The 20,220-nt window shown below is 72.1% G+C and carries 16 protein-coding genes; 11 read left to right on the forward strand and 5 right to left on the reverse strand.

Annotated elements, in window-relative coordinates; genetic code table 11:
* Window positions 1–19 precede the first annotated feature (19 nt).
* A complete protein-coding gene (locus IE226_RS08455) occupies window positions 20–259 on the forward strand; it encodes a hypothetical protein (RefSeq protein WP_190080405.1) in 240 nt (79 codons plus the stop codon).
* A 120-nt stretch (window positions 260–379) separates the two neighbouring features.
* Here the strand turns inward: IE226_RS08455 and IE226_RS08460 are convergent, their stop codons facing one another.
* Entirely contained in the window at window positions 380–979 is a 600-nt protein-coding gene (locus IE226_RS08460; RefSeq protein WP_190080406.1) for a TetR/AcrR family transcriptional regulator, read from the reverse strand.
* 99 nt (window positions 980–1,078) lie between these two features.
* Here IE226_RS08460 and IE226_RS08465 point away from each other — a divergent pair, with 99 nt between their 5' ends.
* From IE226_RS08465 to IE226_RS08475, 3 genes are all read left to right on the forward strand, one after another.
* Window positions 1,079–2,563 carry an FAD-dependent monooxygenase gene (locus tag IE226_RS08465; protein WP_190080407.1) on the forward strand — a complete coding sequence of 495 codons (1,485 nt, stop codon included), beginning with the start codon at window positions 1,079–1,081 and terminating at the stop codon, window positions 2,561–2,563.
* Between the two features lie 278 nt (window positions 2,564–2,841).
* Entirely contained in the window at window positions 2,842–3,855 is a 1,014-nt protein-coding gene (locus IE226_RS08470) for a DMT family transporter (protein ID WP_229870629.1), read from the forward strand.
* 4 nt (window positions 3,856–3,859) lie between these two features.
* Window positions 3,860–4,780: a LysR family transcriptional regulator gene (locus IE226_RS08475; RefSeq protein WP_190080408.1), complete on the forward strand. Its 921-nt coding sequence runs from the start codon at window positions 3,860–3,862 to the stop codon at window positions 4,778–4,780.
* A gap of 592 nt (window positions 4,781–5,372) precedes the next feature.
* On the opposite strand, the gene pepN is transcribed toward IE226_RS08475, so the two are convergent.
* Window positions 5,373–7,940 carry an aminopeptidase N gene (pepN, locus tag IE226_RS08480; protein ID WP_190080409.1) on the reverse strand — a complete coding sequence of 856 codons (2,568 nt, stop codon included), beginning with the start codon at window positions 7,938–7,940 and terminating at the stop codon, window positions 5,373–5,375.
* Between the two features lie 320 nt (window positions 7,941–8,260).
* Between pepN and IE226_RS08485 the strand changes: the two genes are divergently transcribed.
* Both IE226_RS08485 and IE226_RS08490 read left to right on the forward strand, forming a co-directional pair.
* Window positions 8,261–9,508 (forward strand): flavin-dependent oxidoreductase, encoded by a 1,248-nt coding sequence (locus IE226_RS08485; protein WP_229870631.1) that lies wholly within the window; start codon window positions 8,261–8,263, stop codon window positions 9,506–9,508.
* A gap of 264 nt (window positions 9,509–9,772) precedes the next feature.
* Window positions 9,773–10,273: a DUF1203 domain-containing protein gene (locus IE226_RS08490; RefSeq protein ID WP_190080410.1), complete on the forward strand. Its 501-nt coding sequence runs from the start codon at window positions 9,773–9,775 to the stop codon at window positions 10,271–10,273.
* Here the strand turns inward: IE226_RS08490 and IE226_RS08495 are convergent.
* Entirely contained in the window at window positions 10,270–11,202 is a 933-nt protein-coding gene (locus tag IE226_RS08495; RefSeq protein ID WP_373306908.1) for a LysR family transcriptional regulator, read from the reverse strand. The genes IE226_RS08490 and IE226_RS08495 overlap by 4 nt on opposite strands.
* 76 nt (window positions 11,203–11,278) lie before the next feature.
* On the opposite strand from IE226_RS08495, the gene IE226_RS08500 reads away from it, so the two are divergent.
* Window positions 11,279–12,472, forward strand: a complete 1,194-nt coding sequence (locus IE226_RS08500) for an MFS transporter (RefSeq protein ID WP_190080411.1) — start codon at window positions 11,279–11,281, stop codon at window positions 12,470–12,472.
* Between the two features lie 91 nt (window positions 12,473–12,563).
* Here IE226_RS08500 and IE226_RS08505 read toward each other — a convergent pair whose 3' ends face one another.
* Window positions 12,564–13,580 (reverse strand): aspartate-semialdehyde dehydrogenase, encoded by a 1,017-nt coding sequence (locus tag IE226_RS08505; RefSeq protein WP_190080412.1) that lies wholly within the window; start codon window positions 13,578–13,580, stop codon window positions 12,564–12,566.
* 196 nt (window positions 13,581–13,776) lie between these two features.
* Here IE226_RS08505 and IE226_RS08510 point away from each other — a divergent pair, with 196 nt between their 5' ends.
* Together IE226_RS08510 and IE226_RS08515 are read left to right on the forward strand one after the other, a co-directional pair.
* Window positions 13,777–14,313, forward strand: coding sequence for a sigma-70 family RNA polymerase sigma factor (locus IE226_RS08510; protein ID WP_373306909.1), 537 nt, complete (start codon window positions 13,777–13,779; stop codon window positions 14,311–14,313).
* Between the two features lie 2 nt (window positions 14,314–14,315).
* Window positions 14,316–15,059, forward strand: coding sequence for a hypothetical protein (locus IE226_RS08515; protein WP_229870634.1), 744 nt, complete (start codon window positions 14,316–14,318; stop codon window positions 15,057–15,059).
* Between the two features lie 101 nt (window positions 15,060–15,160).
* Here IE226_RS08515 and IE226_RS08520 read toward each other — a convergent pair whose 3' ends face one another.
* Window positions 15,161–18,472, reverse strand: a complete 3,312-nt coding sequence (locus IE226_RS08520; RefSeq protein WP_190080413.1) for a S8 family serine peptidase — start codon at window positions 18,470–18,472, stop codon at window positions 15,161–15,163.
* Window positions 18,473–18,743: 271 nt separating this feature from the next.
* On the opposite strand from IE226_RS08520, the gene IE226_RS08525 reads away from it, so the two are divergent.
* Together IE226_RS08525 and IE226_RS08530 are read left to right on the forward strand one after the other, a co-directional pair.
* Complete coding sequence (locus IE226_RS08525) at window positions 18,744–19,637, forward strand: pyridoxamine 5'-phosphate oxidase family protein (protein ID WP_190080414.1); 894 nt, start codon at window positions 18,744–18,746, stop codon at window positions 19,635–19,637.
* A 9-nt stretch (window positions 19,638–19,646) separates the two neighbouring features.
* On the forward strand, window positions 19,647–20,102 hold the full coding sequence (locus IE226_RS08530; RefSeq protein WP_190080415.1) for an NUDIX hydrolase: 456 nt from the start codon (window positions 19,647–19,649) through the stop codon (window positions 20,100–20,102).
* Window positions 20,103–20,220: the final 118 nt, after the last annotated feature.

Here is a 20,220-nt window from a genome sequence, read left to right on the forward strand (position 1 = left end):
AGTTCGCTACGTTGGCACCGTGGACAAGAAGAACGCACTGCGCGCCGGCGCCCTTGCTTCCGGTACGACGCTGATGATGCTGCTCATGTCGTCCCCCGCGCTCGCGCTCACGCCCGACGACGGTGACGACCCGGGTCCCGGCCTGAGCGTGATCGAGACGCTCGGCCTCTATGTCGTGGCACCCATCGTGCTGTTCCTGGTGATCGCGGGCCTGGTCATGGTCGGCGACAAGTCCCACAAGCAGGAGAAGCGGGGCTGACGCCACCGCTTCCCTTCAAGAGCTCCCCGTAGGGGCCCTTCGTCGGCGTGCGCACACGGATGCGCGGGTGTACGCCGACGAAGGGCCCCTACGTGCGTCACACCCGGCGGCCCGCGTACGTCATGGCCGCTCGGCCGTCAGATAGCGCTGCACGGTCGGTCCGAGCCAGTCCGCCATCTCCTTGTCGGACAGCGCGACCGCGGGCGGGAAGCGCAGTACATAGCGGGCCAGCGCCATGCCGAGGATCTGTGAGGCGCAGAGCCCGGCCCGCTGCGGGGCGGCGGCGGGATCGGGGCAGACGCGGCGCGCCACCGGCAGCAGCTGGTCCCTGAAGATGCCCTGCATGCGCTCGGCGCCGGCCGGGTTCGTGATGCCGACGCGGAGCATCGCGGTCAGTACCTCGTCCTTCTCCCAGACGTCGAGGAAGTGGGTCACCAGGGTGCGCCCGACGTCCTCGCGCGCCACCGCGGTGAGATCCGGCAGGCGCAGGTCGATGGCCGACGCCGCGGCGAACAGGCCCTCCTTGTTGCCGTAATAGCGCATCACCATCGACGGATCGATCCGCGCGTCCCTGGCGATGGCGCGGATGGTGGCCCGTTCATAGCCGTCCGCCGCGAACCGCTCGCGGGCGGCCGCGAGGATCGCGCCGCGGGTCGCGTCGGAGCGGCGGGGCGGCGCCGCCGCTGTCTCGGTCACTGGATCAGGTGCGCCTTCGTTCATGCCAACAAGCGTAGGCCAACAGGTGTTGACAGTCCATGGCGGCGGCCCTACGTTAGCCAACAAGCGTTGACCAACAGTTGTTGGCACAAGGAGGCCGCCATGAACGGAACCCGCGGAACGCAGGACACGACCGGCGCCGGCAACCCCGCCGACCCCGCCGTTGTCGTCGTCGGCTCGGGCCCCACCGGGCTGCTGCTGGCCGGGGACCTGGCCGCGGCGGGGGTCCCCGTCACCCTGCTCGAAAAGCGGCCGCACGAGATCAGCAACCTCTCCCGCGCCCTGGTGCTGCACGCCCGCACGCTCGAACAGCTCGACGCACGCGGCCTCGCCGACGACCTCGAGGCCATGGGCAAGCCCCTGGACCGCCTGCGCCTCTTCGCGCACCTGGAGGTCGGCCTCGACAAGCTGCCCTCGCGCTACAACCACCTCCTGGTCCTGCCGCAGTACGAGGTCGAGCGGGTCCTTGAGCGGCGGGCGGTCGAGGCGGGCGTCGACTTCCGGTACGAGAGCGAGGTCACCGGGCTCACACAGGACGCGGACGGCGTGACCCTCGAAGTGCGGGGCCCCGGCGGCGAGACGAGCACGCGACGCGCCGCGTACGTCGTCGGCGCCGACGGCCTGCACAGCCCCGTTCGCAAGGCCATCGGCCTGCCCTTCCCCGGCAAGTCCGCCATCCGCTCGCTCGTCCTGGCCGACGTGAAGCTCGCCGAGAAGCCCTCGTCGGTCCTCACCGTGAACGCCGCCGGTGACGCCTTCGCCTTTATCGCGCCCTTCGCCGACGGCTACTACCGCGTCATCGGCTGGAACCGCGCCCGCAACGTCGCCGACAGCGAGCCCCTCGACCTCGAAGAGGTCAAGGAGATCACCAGGCTCGCGCTCGGCCGCGACTACGGCATGCACGACGCCCGCTGGATGTCCCGCTTCCACAGCGACGAGCGCCAGGCCCCCTCGTACCGGGTCGGCCGGGTCTTCCTCGCCGGGGACGCCGCGCACGTCCACACCCCGGCGGGCGCACAGGGCATGAACACCGGCTTGCAGGACGCCGTGAACCTGAGCTGGAAGCTGGTCGCGGCGGTCAACGGGCGTGCGCCCGAGGGCCTGTTGGACACCTACCAGTCCGAGCGGCACCCGATCGGCAAGGCGGTCCTGCGCAGCAGCGGCGGCATCGTGCGGCTCGCGATGGTCAAGCGCCCCTGGTCGCGCGCGGCCCGCGCCGTACTCGCGTCCTTCATCAACGTCGTGTCCCCGCTCCGCGACAAGGGGATCGGCCAGATCACCGGGATCGGCTACGCCTACCGCGCCCCGAAGGGCTCCCACCGCATGGCCGGGCACCGCGCGCCGGACATCGCACTGAAGGAGGGGCGGCTCTACGAGGCGCTGCGCGAGGGTGAGTTCGTGCTGATCACCCCGGCGGACACGGGGTACGACGGGGGCGACGCGGCGCCGCGTGCCGTCGTGACGCACTGGGCGAGCGACCGGCGTACGACCGTCCTCGTCCGCCCCGACGGATACGTGGCGTGGGCGGCGGAGGAGCCGGACGCGGACGCGGTGCGGGCGGCGTTGGGGGAGTGGGGGGCGGCGTAGGGGTCAGGGGATCGTTCAGCTGCGCTACAAAGAAACCTCGGAAAGATTCGATGGACCTGACGGTTGCGGAGGTGCGACGGTAGTCCCGCCAACCAAGAGATCAGCGAGACCAGCGCGATCAGCGAGATCAACGCGATCAGCGCGATCGAGGCGAATCAGACGAGAGATCCCCGCCGGGTGGTGTCCACCTCGGCGGGGTTCGTGTTTTCCCGGCGCGACCGGGAGAGAGACAAGGGATATCAGTGACTGTCCTGGACCGGACGACCCCCGTTCACACCGTGTCGGCACCGACGGTGGCGAGCAAGGCGCAGGCGCAGCGGGCCGCGGGCCCCATCGGCCTCGGTCTCGCCCTCGCGGCGCTCGCCACCGTCGTCTGGTCGGGCAGTTTCGTCACCTCGCGCGCCCTGGCCGACAGCGTGCCGCCCATCCAGCACGCGTTCTGGCGGTGGATCATCGCGATCGCGGCGGTGGCGCCGTTCGCGGCGCGGCAGGCGTGGCGGCAGCGGGCCCTGCTCCGCAAGCACATCCGCTTCCTTCTCCTCGCCTCCCTGCTCGGCGTCACCGTCTACAACACCCTGGTCAACCAGGCCGGCGTCACCACCACCGCGGGCAACATGGGCATGATCATGGCCGCGTCGCCCGTCCTGATGGCGGTGTACGAACGCCTCGGCGGGACCAAGCTCGGTGTACGCCGGGTGACGGGCATGCTGATCGCGTGTGCGGGCGTCGTGGTCCTGGTGTCCGGGGGGTCGCTCTCCATGGACTTCGCGCCGGGTGACCTGTGGGTGATCGCCGGGGCGCTCTCCTTCGGCTCGTACAGCGCACTGCTCAAGCGCAAGCCGGCGGAGATCGGCGGACTGCCGTTCCTCTTCGCGACGTTCGTGCTCGGCGCGCTGATGCTGCTTCCGGTGTTTGTGGCCAGCTATGCCGTGCAGGGCGGTTTCACGCCGAGCGCCGGGACCCTCTCGCCGCTCCTGTACGTCGGCGTCGTCTCGTCCGCGATCGCGTTCTTCGCCTGGAACAAGGCGATCTCGATCATCGGCGCCGCCCGCGCCGGAGTCATCTACTACCTCCAGCCGGTGTGCGTCGCCCTGCTCTCCTTCGCGGTGCTCGGTGAGGCGATGGGGTGGCTTCAGGTGATGTGCATGGGGCTGATCCTGGGCGGGGTCGTGCTGGGTGCGGCGCGCGCGAAGGAGGGGGCGCGTCCCGCGTCGCACGGGAACACCTCTCCTGACGGTGGGAACAGCTCCCCTGACCGCGGGAACGCCTCCCGTGACCAGTCGGTACGTTGACTCCATGAGCGAGTGGGACATCAAGAAGCTGCAGATCCTGCGCACGTTGAGCGAGCGGGGGACGGTCACGGCGACGGCGAACGTGCTGCGGATGACGCCGTCGGCGGTGTCGCAGCAACTGACCAACCTCGCGAAGCAACTGGGGGTGCCGCTCCTCGAGGCGCACGGGCGGCGGGTGCGCCTCACGGACGCGGCGCATCTCGTCCTGCGGCACGCGGAGGCGGTCTTCGCGCAACTGGAGCAGGCCGACGCCGAGTTGGCGGCGTACGCCCAGGGCGAGGCGGGGGAGGTGCGGGTCGGTGCGTTCTCGACCGCGGTGCCCGCGCTCGTGGTCCCCGCGGTGCGGGAGCTGCGGGCGGCGGCGCCGGGGATCTCGGTACGGGTCCGCGAGGCGGAGGCGGCGGAGGCGTACGAACTCCTTGCCGCGGGGGAGGTGGACGTGGCCCTGTCCCTCGCGGTGACGGCGCCTGCCGCCGCGGACGCGGACACGCGCTTCACGCGGGAGTCGCTCCTCGCGGACCCGCTGGACGTGGCGCTGCCCGGCAGGCATCCGCTGGCGGAGTTGGAGGGGCTGCGGCTCGCGGATCTGGCCGGGGAGCCGTGGATCTTCGGGGGCAGCGGGCCCTGGTCGGAGATCACGCGGGCGGCGTGCGAGGGGGCCGGGTTCACGCCCGAGCAGGCGCACTCCGCCGCCGGGTGGACGGCGATCCTCGCGATGGTGGAGGCGGGGATGGGGGTGGCGCTCGTGCCGCGGATGGCGGCGGAGCGGCGTGACGGCGTGGTGATGCGGGCCCTCGCCGCGGACCGGCCCCGCCGCCATGTGGTGGCGGCGGTGCGCCGGGGGGCGGCGGGCGGGGCGGGGGTCAGCAGGGTCTTGTCGGCGTTGCGGTCGGCGGTGCCTGTGCGGGGAGCGGAGCCGGAGTAGCGGCGACCCCCCTACGCCGGGGCCGCCACCACTCCGTCCCCCTCGGCGCCTCAGCCCCTCCGCGGGCCCCCGCCACACATGCCGCGCTGCGCGCGCCCGCTCTCCCGCCGACGCCACCCGAGCACTCTGCGGATGCGGGGTAAACGGGTGGGTGCCCGGGGCGGCTGGGGCCGTGAAGCCCCTGCAGACGCCGGTCCCGCCCGCCCCCCCGCGGATGCGCGGTGAACGGGTGGGTGGCCGGGGCGGCCCGGGCCGTGGAGCCCCTGGCCGCGCCCGTCCCGCCCACCCCCTGCGGATGCGCGGTGAACGGGCAGGTGGCCGGGGTGGCCTGGGCCATGGAGCCCCTGGCCGCGCCCGTCCCGCCCACCCCTGCGGATGCGGGGTGAACGGGCGGGCGGCCGGTCCGGGCCGTGGAGCCCCTGGGCACGCCCGTCCCGCCCGCCCCCGCGGACGCCGGGTAAACGGGTGGGTGGGTGGGAGACATCCGCCGCGAAGCGGCGGGCTTGTAGGGCGTGTGGCGGACCGCCGGTCGCCTCGCCGGGCAGCGGGGCCGCAGGGCCGCCCCGCACGGAGCAGCCCCGGCCGACAGGGCCTACGCGTCAGCCTCCTGCGCCCGCAGGGCCCGCTCGACACCCGCGCGGGACTCCGTGATCAGGCGGCGCAGGGCCGCCGAGGGAGCCGCCGAGGCCAGCCACGCGTCCGTCGCGTCCAACGTGGCCTGCGATACCTGGAGCGCCGGATACAGACCCACCGCGATCTGCTGCGCCATCTCGTGCGAGCGGGAGTCCCACGCCCCCTTGACCGCCGCGAAGAACTTCTCCGTGTACGGGGCGAGGAGTTCACGCTGGTCCGTCTGGACGAAGCCGGAGATCACGGACTCCTGGATCGCGTTCGGGAGCTTGTCGGACTCGACGACGGAGGCCCAGGCCTCCGCCTTCGCCTCCGGCGTGGGCCGCGCCGCCCGCGCGGCGGCGGCATGCCGCTCGCCCGCGGCCGTCTTGTCGCGGTCCAGCTCCGCCGTGATCCCGGCCTCGTCGAGCCGGCCCGTCGCCGCGAGCCGGTGCACGAACGCCCAGCGCAGCTCCGTGTCCACCGCGAGGCCCTCGATGGCCTGCTTGCCCGACATCAGCTCCTCGAGAAGCGTCAGCTGCTCCGGCGTACGCGCCGTCGACGCGAACGCCCGCGCCCACGCCAGCTGGTGGTCGCTGCCCGGCTGAGCCGACCGCAGGTGCGAGAGCGTCGCCTCGGTCCACTCGGCGAGCGCCGCGTCACGCCCGGCAGGGGCCGCGTACAGGTCGAGCGCCAGCTTCACCTGGCGGTGCAGGGACTGCACGACCCCGATGTCCGACTCCTTGGCGATGCCGGACAGGACGAGGGAGAGGTACTCCCGCGTGGGCAGTTCCGCGTCCCGCGTCATGTCCCACGCCGACGCCCACGAGAGCGCCCGCGGCAGCGACGCCTCGAAGTCACCGATGTGCTCCGTCACGAACGCGAGCGACTCCGCGTCCAGACGTACCTTCGCGTACGAGAGGTCGTCGTCGTTCAGGAGGATCACCGCGGGACGCTCGCGGCCCACAAGATCGTCCACGGCGGTCAGTTCGCCGTCCACGTCCAGCTCCACGCGGTCCGTGCGCAGCAGCTTGCCGCTCGCCTCGTCGAGGTCGTACAGACCGATCGCGATCCGGTGGGGGCGCAGCGTCGGCTCGCCCTTCGCGCCCGCGGGCAGGGCCGGCGCCTCCTGCTTCACCGCGAACGACGTGATCCTGCCGGACGTGTCGACGTCCACCACGGGCCGCAGGACGTTGATGCCGGCCGTTTCCAGCCACTTCTTCGACCAGGTCTTCAGGTCGCGCCCGCTGGTCTCCTCAAGCGCGCCGAGCAGGTCGGACAGGCGCGTGTTGCCGAACGCGTGCGCCTTGAAGTAGGCCTGCACGCCCCGGAAGAACTCGTCCTCGCCGACGTACGCCACCAGCTGCTTCAGGACGCTCGCGCCCTTCGCGTACGTGATGCCGTCGAAGTTGACCAAGACGTCGTCGAGGTCCTGGATGTCCGCCATGATCGGGTGCGTGGAGGGCAGCTGGTCCTGACGGTACGCCCACGTCTTCATGGAGTTGGCGAACGTCGTCCAGGAGTGCGGCCAGCGCGAGTTCTCCGCGTACGCCTGGCAGGCGATGGAGGTGTACGTGGCGAACGACTCGTTCAGCCAGAGGTCGTTCCACCACTCCATCGTCACCAGGTCGCCGAACCACATGTGGGCCAGCTCGTGGAGGATGGTCTCCGCGCGCGTCTCGTACGCCGCGTCCGTCACCTTCGAACGGAACACGTACTGGTCGCGGATGGTCACCGCGCCCGCGTTCTCCATCGCGCCCGCGTTGAACTCCGGCACGAAGAGCTGGTCGTACTTGGCGAAGGGGTACGCGTAGTCGAACTTCTCCTGGAACCACTCGAAGCCCTGCCGCGTGACCTCGAAGATCGCGTCCGAGTCGAGGAACTCGGCCAGCGAGGGCCGGCAGTAGATGCCGAGGGGAACCGACTGGCCGCCAGGACCCTCGTACGAGCTGTGGACCGAGTGATACGGACCGACGATGAGCGCCGTGATGTACGTCGAGATGCGCGGCGTGGGCTCGAAGGCCCAGACGTCGTTGCTGGGCTCGGGAGTCGGCGAATTCGAGATGACCGCCCAGCCGGACGGCGCCTTCACGGTGAACCGGAACGTCGCCTTGAGGTCGGGCTGCTCGAACGAGGCGAAGACGCGGCGCGCGTCGGGCACCTCGAACTGCGTGTAGAGATAGGCCTGTTGGTCGACCGGGTCGACGAAACGGTGCAGGCCCTCACCGGTGTTGGTGTACTCGCAGTCGGCGACCACCTTCAGCTCGTTGGGCCCCGCCCGCAGGTGCTTCAGGGCGATGCGCGAGTCACGGAAGACGGCGGCCACGTCCAGCGAGTGCCCGTTCAGGACGGCCTCGTGGACCGCCGGGGCGACGAGGTCGATGAACGTCTCGGCGCCCGCCTCCGCGGAGTCGAAGCGCACCGTGGTCACCGAACGGTAGGTGCCGCCCTCCTGTGCGCCGGAGAGGTCGAGATCGATCTCGTACGAGTCAACGGTGAGCAGCTTCGCGCGCTGCTGCGCCTCTTCGCGGGTCAGATTGGTGCCGGGCACGCGGTCATCTCCTCAGGTACGACTTGTGGCGTTTCCGGCCATCCTTCCACGTGGGTCCGCGGACGTGGCGGGGCATTGTCCGACGGCCGCCGTGCGGCATTGTTGGCGGGCTGCCGTGCCACTAGCATCCGCGCGTCGACTCACGCCCCGGGGGGAGCGTCCATGGGACTCCGACGGTCACTCCGACGGCCACGCCGATTACCGGGAGCGCCACGATTACCGCGCTCGCGAAGATCGGGGCGACTGGGGCGACTGGGGTGGCCGTGGCAACCGGGGCGGCCGGGGCGGCCGGGGCGATCGTGTAGTGCGGGGTGCGCCCGGTGATCGACGTACTCGTCGTGGGAGCCGGGATCGGCGGGCTCACCACCGCGCTCGGCCTGCACGCGGCGGGCGTCGGCGTGCGGGTCGTGGACGCGGTGGACGCGCTGCGGCCCGTCGGGGTCGGCATCAACCTCCTCCCGCACGCCGTGGGCGCCTTGACGGAGTTCGGGCTCGGGGCCGAGCTGGCCGCCACGGCCGTGCCGACCGCCGGCATCCTGCACTTCGACCGGCACGGCAACCACATCTGGGGCGAGCCCCTCGGCCTGGCCCGCGGCCACCACTGGCCGCAGTACTCCCTGCACCGCGGGGCGCTCCAGCTCATCCTTCTCGACGCGGTACGCGACCGCCTCGGCGAGAGCGCCGTCCAGACCGGTACGGCATTCGTGCGGTACGCCGAGCCCGAGGGGTCCGGGGCGCTGCGGGTCACGCTGCGGGACGTGGCCCGCGCGCGGGAGTTCACGGTGCCGGTGCGCACCCTGGTCGGGGCCGACGGCCTGTACTCGGCGGTACGGAACTGCCTGCATCCCGGCGAGGGGCCTCCGCTGTGGAACGGCGTACGGATGTGGCGGGGCGTCACCGAGTGGGAGCCCGTGCTCGGGGGCCGGACGATGGTGATCGCGGGCAACAACGCGACCACGAAACTCGTCGTCTACCCGATCTCGCGGGAGGCGGAGACACGGGGGCGTGCGCTGCTGAACTGGGTGGCGGAGGTGCGGTTTCCGGTGCATCACCACGGGGCGCCGGGCCCGGTGGACTGGAACCGTACGGGACGCCTCTCGGACGTACTGCCGCACCTCTCCGGGTGGCGGATCGGGGACCTGGACGTGCCGGCGCTCCTCGCCGCCACGGGTTCGACGGGGCGCATCCTGGAGTACCCGATGGTGGACAGGGACCCGTTGCCCTGGTGGGGGCGCGGCGGCGTGACCCTCCTTGGTGACGCGGCCCATCCGATGTACCCCGTGGGGTCCAGCGGGGGTTCGCAGGCGATCCTCGACGCCTGGGCGCTGGCGCGGTGCGTGGCCCTTGCCGGGGCCGACCGGCTCGGCGGGCTGCGGGCCTACGAGGCGGAGCGGTGGGGCCCCGCCAACGCCGTGGCCCTGGCCAATCGGGCGATGCCGGTGGATGAGGTGCTGCGGGCGGTCGCCGAGAGGGCGCCCGAGGGGTTCGCGCGGGTGGAGGACGTGCTGACGGGGGAGGAGTTGGCGATGCTGGGGGAGGGGTATCGGCGGATGCGGGGTAGTTGGTAGCGGTAGCGGTAGTGGGCCCCGGGGCCTTGGGGGCCGTCATCACCGGCTACGTCGAGTTCGTCCTCAATCTCCCCCAAGCCGGCCCGTCCGGCGATTGAGGACATCTTGTACGGGGTCCGGGGCGGAGCCCCGGATAGGTCCGGGGCTCAGGCACGCCATGCGGCGGAGCCGCAATGTGGCACAGCCGGGAAGGGGCGGGGTCGGGGAAAAGCAACGTCTGGAATCCGCCGGCCCCCACCCACCCCCACGCGCGACCCTCGACCCATGACCACCACGTACGCGCCCCTCCCCATCACCCCCACCGCCCTCAGAGAACTCCGCACCACCGACGACGCAGGCCGCCCCTGCGAGCCCTACACCGACAGCGAGGGAGGCGACCCCCTCCGCTGCTGCCTGCGCCCCGTCGCCCCCGGCGAAAGCGTGGCCCTCGTCTCGTACGCCCCCCTGCGCCGCTGGGCGGCGGAGACCGGCGCCAACCCCGGCGCCTACGACGAGCAGGGCCCGGTGTTCATCCACGCGCAGGAATGCGAAGGCCCGGCGCCGAGCGGCGGCGAGTACCCCTTCGCCCGCCCCGGAGCCCTCCGCACCCTCCGCCGCTACAACGCCCGAGGCCACATCATCGGCGGACGCCTGATGGAGATCCCGGACCCGGCGACGCAGGGCTTCGACGCCGCGTTCGCGGAGGCCTTCGCCGACCCGGAAGTCTCCCTCGTGCACGTCAGGGCCGTGGAGTACGGCTGTTTCCACTTCGAGGTCCGCCGCTAGGACCCAGCCCGGGAAGCCGCCTCCACCGCCGCCGCGAACTCCCGTACCCGCCCCGTCTCCCCGTCCCGCCGCCACACCATCCCGAGCACCGAGTCCGGCACCCCCTCCACCGGCACGAACGTGACGTCACGCCGCCCGTGGTACTCCGCCGTCGGACGGCACAGCAGCATCGCCCCGCGATCGGCCGCGACCAGCGTCAGGCCCTCCTGGAGGGTGCGCACCTGAGGCGCCGGCGCGGTCGCGAGCGTGGTCGCGGTGGTGGTCGCGGTAGCGGTCGACGGTGCTTGTGCCGCACGCCAGTACGCCGGTGCCGGCGCCGTCGCGGAGATCAGCGGAACCCCGGCCAACTCGTCCGCGTGCAGCGAGGCGCGGCCCGCGAAGGGATGGCGTACCGACACCGCGACCGTCTGCTGCTGGCGGGAGAAGAGCGGGCCGAGGACCAGATCCGGCTCCTCGACCGGCAGCAGCACGATCGCCGTGTCCACGTCCCCGTGCCGCACCGCCCCGAAGGGATCGGCGAACGGAACCTCCACGATCTCCGTCACGCAGCCCGGATGCCGCTCCTGGAAGTCCGTGATCGCCCGCATCAGACGGGCGTCCGCCGTCCCCTGGAAGCCGATCCGCAACCGCCCCGTGACTCCTCGCGCCGACTCCCGCGCCGCGTCCACCGTGGCGCTCAACTGCTCGTACGCCGGGCGCAGTTGGGCCAGAAACCGCGCCCCCGCCGGAGTCAGCCGCACCCGCCGGCTCGACCGCTCCACGAGCCGCGTGCCGATCCGCCGCTCCAGGTCCCGCAGCAACTGGCTGACGCGGCTCTGCGAGACGTAGAGCCGCTCGCCCGCGCGGCCGAAGTGCAACTCGTCGGCGAGCGCCATGAAGCATTCGAGCTCCCGTACCTCAAGCACCGGCAACCCCCTCGTCCACGCCATATCGATGAGCCTCGCTCATTCAAGGATGAGATCTTCGCCGTTGTTCCCCGCGCGCGCCCGGCGAAGGCTTGACCTCATGAAAGCCACCCGGGACACCCGCCCCGCGCTCACGGAGCCGCGGTGCTCCCTGCCGCCGTCCGTCCTCGCCGTCGCCGCCACCACGTTCTCCGTCGTCACCACGGAAATGCTTCCGGTCGGCCTCCTCACCTCCCTCTCCTCCGGTCTCGGCGTGTCCGACGGGACCGCGGGCCTGACCGTCACGCTCCCCGGCGTGGTCGCGGCGCTCGCCGCGCTGCTGCTCCCCGTCGCCGTCCGCCGCGCGGACCGCCGCACGGTGCTGTGCGCGCTGATGGCCCTGCTCGCCGCCGCCAACCTCGCCTCCGCGCTCGCTCCCGCCTTCGGCGTGCTGCTCGCCGCGCGGGTCCTGGTCGGGGTCTGCATCGGGGGCGTGTGGGCCATCGCGGCGGGGCTCGGCGCACGGCTCGTGCGCGAGGAGTCCGCGGCGGGGCGGGCCACCACGGTGATCTTCAGCGGGATCGCGGTGGCGTCCGTGCTCGGTGTCCCCGCCGGTACGTTCCTCGGCGAACTCGCGGGCTGGCGCTGGGCGTTCGTGGTGATGGGGGCGTTCGCGCTCGCGGTCGCCGGGCTGCTCGCGACCCTGCTCCCGCCGCTGCCCGCGTCGGCGGCGGTACGGCTCGGTACGTTCCCCGGGCTGTTGCGCGGCGCGCGGCTGCGGGCGGGACTGCTCGTGGTGCTGTCCCTGGTGACCGGGCACTTCGCCGCGTACACCTACGTCCGTCCCGTCCTGGAGCGCGTCCCCGGGCTGAACGCGGGGCTGATCAGCGGGCTGCTCCTGGTCTACGGCGTCGCGGGCATCGCCGGTAACTTCGCGGGCGGCGCCCTCGCGGCCCGCGATCCGCGCCGCACACTGCTCGCCATCTCCGCGGGCCTCGCCGCCGTGGTCCTGCTGCTCGGACCCGCGGGCGGCTCGCTCCCCGCGTCGGTGGCGCTGCTCGTCGCGTGGGGCCTGGCCTACGGCGGGGTCTCCGTCTCCACCCAGCAGTGGATCACCGCCGCCGCGCCCCGCGCCCGTGACGCGGCGTCGGCACTGTTCGCCGCCGTGTTCAACGCGGCGATCGCGCTGGGCGCGCTGACCGGCGGTCTGGTCGCGGACGGCTTCGGGACGACGGAGGTGCTGTGGCTCGGGGCCGGCCTCGCGGCGGCGGCCCTGGTCGTCGTGGGGTGTGCCAAGGGGGCGGACGCCGAGTGACGCGAAAGGGGCGGGCCCGGAGTGAATCCGGGCCCGCCCCCATCGGCGTACAAGCGATCGGGCTTCGGCGTACGAGCGATCGGGCGCGGCCTCAGCCCTTGAGCTCGGCCGCCACCAGCTCCGCGATCTGCACCGCGTTCAGCGCGGCGCCCTTGCGGAGGTTGTCGTCGGAGATGAAGAAGGCGAGGCCGTTCTCCACCGTCTCGTCGCCCCGGATGCGGCCGACGTACGAGTCGTCCTTGCCCGCGGCGACCAGCGGGGTCGGGACGTCCGTGACGACGACGCCCTCGGCCGACGCGAGGATCTCGGTGGCGCGCTCGGGGCTCAGCGGACGCTCGAAACGGGCGTTGACCTGGAGGGAGTGGCCGGTGAAGACCGGCACGCGGACGCAGGTGCCGGAGACCTTGAGGTCCGGGACCTCGAGGATCTTGCGGGATTCGTTGCGGAGCTTCTGCTCCTCGTCGGTCTCGTTCAGACCGTCGTCGACGATGGAACCGGCCATCGGCAGGACGTTGTACGCGATCGGCGCGACGTACTTGTTCGGGGCCGGGAACTCCGTGGCCGAACCGTCGTGCGTGAGCTTGGGCGCGTCGTCGCCGACCTTCTTGACCTGGTCGAACAGCTCGTCGACACCGGCGAGACCCGAGCCGGAGACGGCCTGGTAGGTCGCCACGACGAGCGCGGTGAGCCCGGCCTCTTGGTGCAGCGGCTTCAGGACCGGCATGGCGGCCATCGTCGTGCAGTTCGGGTTGGCGATGATGCCCTTGGGGCGGTTCGCGATCGCGTGCGGGTTGACCTCGGAGACGACGAGGGGGACCTCGGGGTCCATCCGCCAGGCCGAGGAGTTGTCGATCACGACGGGGCCCTGCGAGGCGACCTTCTCGGCCAGCGCCTTCGAGGTGGCGCCGCCCGCCGAGAACAGGACGATGTCGAGGCCGCTGTAGTCGGCCGTGGAGGCGTCCTCGACCGTCACACCGTCGAGGGTCGAGCCGGCCGAGCGGGCCGATGCGAACAGACGCAGCTCGTCCACCGGGAAGTCCCGCTCGACAAGGATCTTGCGCATGACCGTGCCGACCTGACCGGTGGCTCCGACGATTCCGACCTTCACAGGGACACCCTCCGTATGTGCATGGGCACAGGCTTTGGCCTGCGCCGGTTCCATCATGCGTCTGTCCACGTGCACCTTGTCCAATCCATTGTCCGAAGTTCGGGATGTCACATTCCCGGCGGCTTCCTCGCGCCCTCGCCGAACGTTTCGGACCGTCCCCGCGTCCTAGGGGAAACGCGGGGACGGGAGGGGTGTCTTGCTGCGCGGAAGAATGCGCCGGGACCGGCAGGGCCGGCGGGAGGGGGTCGATCCGCTCGACGCGGCCCAGGAGGACCGGGTGCGGGCGGTGCTCGCGCTCGGTGGTGTGCCGCACGCCGATCTGCCCGACGGGGTCCAGCAGGTCAGGCTCAAGCTCCTGGAGCGGGCCGCGGACGGGCGCGAGGCGCCGCGTGACGTGTCCGCGTGGGCGGCGGTCGTCGCGTCGAACCTCGCCATGGACTGGCACCGGGCGCGCCGCAGGCAGGAGCGGCTCGGGGAGCGGCTCGCCGTGCTGTGGCGGGAGGCGACGGACGAGGACGGCGCGGAGTCGCGGGCCCTTTCGATGGCCGTGACCCAGGGTCTCGACGCGCTGCCCGACACCCAGCGGCAGGTCGTCGTCCTGCGCTTCTACGCCGATCTGCCGGTGCGGGCGATCGCCGACGAGCTCGGCATCCCGGAGGGCACGGTCAAGAGCAGGCTGCATACGGCGGTACGGGTGCTGCGGACGCGGCTGCACGAGGGCGAGGTGGTGTGACGGTGGCCGGGGACGAGTACGACGCGCTGATGCTGGCCCTCACGGACGAGCCGCTGCCCGGGGACGCCGGGCGGGACCCGGAGCTCGCGGCCGAGCACGCGGCGGCTGTGGCGGACGTCGCACTGCTGCGCGAGCAGCTCGGGGTGGTGGGGCGGACGCTGGCGGCTCCCGCGCCCACGCCCACGCCCGCGCCGGACCGGCCCGTCGGCGTACGTCCTGCCGGACTCCGGCGGCGGCGCGTGACGGTGGCGTTCGGCCTGGCCGCGGCCACGGCTGCCGCCTCGCTGGTGGGCGGGCTCGCCTGGCTGGCGGCGGTGGGCGGGGGCGGGATCGCCGCGAACAAGGACTCCGACGCGGCGAAGGGAGTGGCGTCCGGGACAGGAGGCAAGAGGGCGGACGGGGGCGGCTCGAACGACACGGACCGGAAGCCGGGGGCGTACGCGGCCTGCGCCCGCCTCATCGTGGAGGGGACGGTGGAACGGGTCGAGCCGATCCCCGGCGGCGTCAGCGAGCGGATCGTCCTGGACGTGACCCGCTACTACAAGCCGGCCAGGGGGGAGAAGCGGATCACGTTCGTGATGGACGTGGACGCGGACCCGCGGCTCGGACCCGGCGACCGGACCCTGATCGGCATCCCGAGGGGCGAGGCATCGCCGGACGTCTGGTCCGAGGGAGACAAGGACCTCGCCAAGAGCCGGACCTGGGCCGAGCGGGAACTGCGGCAGGGGAAAGGCACGCAGTGCTAGGGCGAGGACGGAGTCCCGCGTTCGGCGAGTGCTTCGGGGACGCCGGGCGGGCTGAAGGGATCAGCATCAGCCCGCCCGGCGTCCGAGGAGGAACCCGGTGACTAGGGCGTCGTCACCTTCTCGATGAGCACGCTGCCGGTACCGGCGACCGTGCCGCGCCCGTTCAGGAGCGACACCTCACCGAACAGCTGGCGCCCCTCGGCGGCGGGCGCGTCCGCCGCGACCTCCGCCGAGACCGGGGCAGAAGCCCCGTTGGCCAGCTTCACCGGCGCCGACTCGTCGACCTTCACCGAGCCGAGCGCGCCCGAGAAGAAGACGTCCCGGTAGTCGTACGCGGTGGAGCCGGACGGGATCGAGTAGCCCGCCACCTCGATCTCGTACGTACCGGCCGCCGGCTTCGTGACGCTGACCGACTCCTCCGAGTCGCCGTCCGCAGACGAGCCCACGACCACGCCGTCCTTCAGGACCGACAGGTCGAGGTCCGCCGCGGAGTCCGCCGGCGAGCCGATGGAGGCGTCGAGCCGCTCCGCGCCCTCGGGCACGACCACGGTCGTCGTCTGCGTCTCACCCTGCTTGATGGTCGGCTTCGCCGCCTTCGCGGAGCCGAGCGAGCCGCCCTTCAACTTGCCGTCCACCGCGGCGAAGTTGTTCGTGACCTTCCAGGAGACGGGCGCCGGGGTGCCGACCTTCGCCTCGGGAACGGTCTGCACCGCGGGGTCGAAGGCGACACCCAGAACGGACACGTCCAGCTTGTACGGGTTGTCCAGGAGCGGCGACGTCCTGCGCGACTCGACCTCGATCTCCCACACGCCCGGCTGCGGCTCGGCGTACGAACGCAGGTCGGGGCGGCAGGTGTTGGCCGGGTTGTCGTAGTTCGAGTAGCAGACCAGGGACGACGTCGAGTCGACCGGGACACCGTACGGGTGCACCGCGATGAACCGCGTCTGGCTCTTGCCCTTCAGGCCGCCGAGCGCCAGTTCCAGGGACTTGGCGCCCTTCGGGACCGTCACGAAGTACGACTTGGTGCTGTTGCGCTGCACCGAGCCGGAGCCCGAGAACGTGTACGCGGGCTTCGCGAGCGGCGCCGAGACGACGACCGTCGACATGATCTGCTGGTCGATGCCCTCGGTGCGCTCGTCGTCGACGGTCAGGATGGCGCTGTGCAGACCCGCCGACCCGGCCTTCGCCTGCACCTTGACGGTGACCGGCTTGTTCAGCGGCAGCGTCACGTCGTCGTCGCCGAGCAGCTTGAACGTGTCCTCGTGGTTGTTGACCAGGTCCAGCTCGTGGCGGACGCCGCGGTCCGGGCCCGAGGTGCGGGTGATCGTGACGTCGTACGCCCGCTTCTGGCCGGTCTTCAGGCCGCCCTCGCGGTCGTAGATGCCGGTGCCGGGCTTCTTCAGCTCCTGCTCCAGGGCGGTGTCGACCGGGGCCTTCACCGCGTACGTGTGCGCCTTCGCGGCGTCCTTGGCGTCCGCGGCGTCCTCGATGGACTCCCAGGCGTCGACCACGTTGATCAGGCCGGTGCCCTGCGCGTACGCCTGCTCGCCGCGGATGCGGTCCGCGGTCGAGGTGAGCGCCGTGCGCAGCTTCGCCGGGGTCAGCTCGATGCGCTCGCGCTTGGCGGCGGAGAGCAGCAGTGCCGAGGCGCCCGCCGCCTGCGGGGACGCCATCGACGTGCCCTGGAGCATCGAGTAACCGGCGGGGAGCGTGTAGCCCGCCTCGGCGACCGGGGAGCCCGGCAGCCAGGTCTGTGTGGTGTTGATGGCGGCGCCGGGCGCGGAGATGACCGGCGCGAAACCGCCGTCCTCGCGCGGGCCGCGCGAGGAGAAGTTCATCATCGCGTACTTCTTCTCCACGGCGGAGCCGTAGTTGGCGGCCCAGGTCTCCTTGGAGATGGAGGCGCCGACCGAGATGACCTTGTCGGCCAGGCTCGGGTCGCCGATGGTGTTGGCGCCGGGGCCGGAGTTGCCCGCGGAGATCACCAGCTGGACGCCGTACTCGTCGATGAGGCGCGTGTAGAGCATCGCGCGGGCGTTGTTGCCGTCGTTGAGCGCCGGGAGTCCGCCGATCGACATGTTCACGATGTCGACGCCGCGCTTGGTGACGAGGTCGATCATGCCCTCGGTGAGCGCGACGTTCGTGCAGCCGCCGGTCCAGGTGCAGGCGCGCGAGGAGACCAGCTTGGCGCCGGGCGCCGCGCCGTTCATCTTGCCGCCGAACAGGCCGTTGGCCGCGGTGATGCCCGCGACGTGCGTGCCGTGCTCGGACTCGATGACGCCGATGTTGACGAAGTCGGCCTTCTTGCCGACCCAGTCGCCGCCGTACGGGTCGGTCGGCACGTCCTTGCGGATCTCGACGACGAACGGGACGCGCTCGACGACGTCGGTCGCCGGGTCGTCCTTGCCGAAGTAGGCGACCTGGTGGTCGTCCTTGTACGGCTTCATCGTCTCGTCGTCGGTGAAGTCCTTGTTGTTGTTCAGGTCTACGCGGACCGTTCCGGCGGCCGGGTCGTAGAGCACGCCCCAGCTGTCGGTGGTGTCGCCGTCGCGGTTGATGTCGCCCTTGGCGTCGCCGCCGGTGGTGGCCGACTCGCGGAAGCGGTTGACCTGGAAGGAGCCCGCGGGCGCCTGCCAGGTCTCGCTGTCCCAGGTGAAGGTGGGGCCGGTGACCGGGTTGGTCATGCGGCGCCAGGTGCCGTCCGCGTCCACGATCGGGTCGGTCGCGGTCACCCAGTCGGTGATCTTCCGCTCGCCCGTGGTGGTCTTCTTGAGCGCGGGGTGACCGAGGTCGACGCCGGAGTCCAGGATGCCGATGGTGGTGCCGCGGCCGTCCGCCTTCGGGTTCTTCTTCACGAAGTCCACGGCGCCCGTCTCGAAGGACGGGTTGTACGGGTTCTTCGCCGGGGTCTTCCTGCCGGGTCCGGAGTACGTCCCCTCGGCGGCGGTCTTCGCGCCCTTGGCCCGGTCGGCGGCGGGCGTCGGGTCGTCGAGCTCGATCTCGTGCCGCAGGTCGATGCCGTGCACGGACGACAGCTTCCCGGCGGCCTCGATAGCGGCTTCGGCCTTCGCGGTGGGCACGGTCGCGCGTACGTAACCGAGCTTGTCGTAGGTCCGGCCGACCGAGCCGCCCTTGACGGCGTCGAGCTGGTCGGCGACCTGCTCCGTCGCGCCGGGCGTGGTGGCGACCATCATCGTGACGGTCTTCTCGCCGTCCGCCTGCGCTTCGGCGAGCAGATCGGCGTCGGCCGAACCGAGCTTCTTCCCGGCGGCCTTGGGGGTGGTCTGGCCCCCGGGGTCCCCGTCGGCCGCGAGGGCCATGGGTATGGGCCCGGCGGCGGAGAGCGCGGCGGTCAGACCGACGGCTATCGCGAGACGGGTCGTGCGTCTAGCACTGGATCTGTGCATCAGCATCCCTGTACGTAAAGGTCGAAAAGGTCCGGAATCCGGAACCGGATGACCGCTCAGCCTTACGTAAGTGACTGCTGTTTGGGGAGAGTTGTCCGAGCTGTGATCAGGGCGTGACGCAATTCCGCCACCCGCCATGGCCGACAAGGCGGGGTATAGCGGGACTTGCCCTGCGCGGCGGCCTGCCCGGCGGAATGCCGCACGCCGTCCGCGGGTTGTCCGTGGCTGGTCGCGCAGTTCCCCGCGCCCCCTCGGGGGCTCTCCCGGCAGGAGTGACATGACCCCGCAGGCCCTGTACCACCACGGCTCCCGCGCCGTTCAGGATCTCGTCGGCGTACGGGAGTCGGCCGACCACGTGGGCCGGTCCGTGGGCGACGGCATCCGCCCCGTCGTCGCCGCCTTCCTCGAACAGCGGCCCATGCTCGTGATCGGCGGCGCCGACCCGGCGGGCGCCGTATGGGCCTCGCTGCTCACCGGCGAGCCCGGCTTCGTACGGGCCACGGGGCCCCACCAGATCTCCGTCGCGGGCGGCCCCCTGCGGACCGACCCCCTCGCGAGCACCCTTGCCGCAGAGGGCGCCCGCGTGGGCACCATCGCCCTCGACCCCCGCACCCGGCGCCGCGTGCGGCTCAACGGCCGGGCGCGCCCGACCCCGCGGGGCCTGGCGATCGAGACCGACCAGGTCTTCTCGAACTGCCCGAAGTACATCCAGAAGCGGGAACCGCTGCCGGGCGCCATTCCTGGCAGCCCCTCCGAGCCCCGCCGCGGAGCGAAGCTCACCGGCGAACAGCGCGCGTTCCTGGCCGGGGCCGACACCTTCTTCCTCGCCACCGTCCACCCGCACGGCGCCGACGCCAGCCACCGGGGCGGCAACCCCGGCTTCGTCCAGGTCCCTTCCCCCGGCGAAATCACCTGGCGGGACTACCCCGGCAACTCGATGTTCCTCTCCCTCGGCAACCTCGCCACCGACCCCCGCGCGGGGCTCCTCTTCCTGGACTGGCGGACCGGCAGCACCCTCCAGCTCACCGGAACGGCCCGCACCGACCACGCCGACGACGGGACCCGCACGGTCCGCTTCACCCTCTCCGAAGCGGTGGAGACCCCCGGCGCGAGCCCCTGGAGCTGGACCGCTCCGGAGTACTCCGCTGCCAATCCCGGCCAGGAGGACTAGCGTCAATCCGTGCATAAAGAGCTCCGGGTGGCGGCCTACGCCGTATGCGTGCGGAACGGGCAGCTGCTGCTCGCCCGGTGGGTGGCGGGCGACGGCAGCAAGCGCTGGACGCTGCCCGGCGGCGGGATGGACCACGGGGAAGACCCGTACGACACGGTGATCCGCGAGGCCGACGAGGAGACCGGGTACGCCATCGAGCCCGTCGCGCTGCTCGGCGTCGACTCGCTGCGCCGGCGCTATCCCCGCAAGCTCGGCGCCCTCGCCGACTTCCACGGCCTCCGGATCGTCTACGAGGGGCGGATCGTCGGCGGCGAGCTGCGCCACGAGCAGGACGGTTCCACGGACCTCGCGGCCTGGCACGCCCTGGACGCCGTGCCCGGTCTCGACCGCGTCGGGCTCGTCGACATCGGGCTCGACCTGTGGCGGACCCGGCCCGTCGACGGACACCTGCCGACGCCCGCCTGAGGCTCCGCGACGCCTCCCCTTCCCCGGAAGATGAACGTGGAGTGACCGCCTCCTCTCCGCCCGGAGAGAGGTGCGTGACCGCGCAGGGTGCTCGATGATCCACGTACGGTGATCGGCG

Source organism: Streptomyces longisporoflavus (genome assembly GCF_014649775.1).
GTDB lineage: Bacteria > Actinomycetota > Actinomycetes > Streptomycetales > Streptomycetaceae > Streptomyces > Streptomyces longisporoflavus.

Coding starts and splice junctions, on each gene's coding strand:
- IE226_RS08460 (WP_190080406.1), bottom strand. CDS start 979: ATGAACGAAGGCGCACCTGATCCAGTGACCGAGACAGCGGCGGCGCCG.
- IE226_RS08465 (WP_190080407.1), top strand. CDS start 1,079: ATGAACGGAACCCGCGGAACGCAGGACACGACCGGCGCCGGCAACCCC.
- IE226_RS08475 (WP_190080408.1), top strand. CDS start 3,860: ATGAGCGAGTGGGACATCAAGAAGCTGCAGATCCTGCGCACGTTGAGC.
- IE226_RS08490 (WP_190080410.1), top strand. CDS start 9,773: ATGACCACCACGTACGCGCCCCTCCCCATCACCCCCACCGCCCTCAGA.
- IE226_RS08495 (WP_373306908.1), bottom strand. CDS start 11,202: ATGGCGTGGACGAGGGGGTTGCCGGTGCTTGAGGTACGGGAGCTCGAA.
- IE226_RS08500 (WP_190080411.1), top strand. CDS start 11,279: ATGAAAGCCACCCGGGACACCCGCCCCGCGCTCACGGAGCCGCGGTGC.
- IE226_RS08520 (WP_190080413.1), bottom strand. CDS start 18,472: ATGCTGATGCACAGATCCAGTGCTAGACGCACGACCCGTCTCGCGATA.
- IE226_RS08525 (WP_190080414.1), top strand. CDS start 18,744: ATGACCCCGCAGGCCCTGTACCACCACGGCTCCCGCGCCGTTCAGGAT.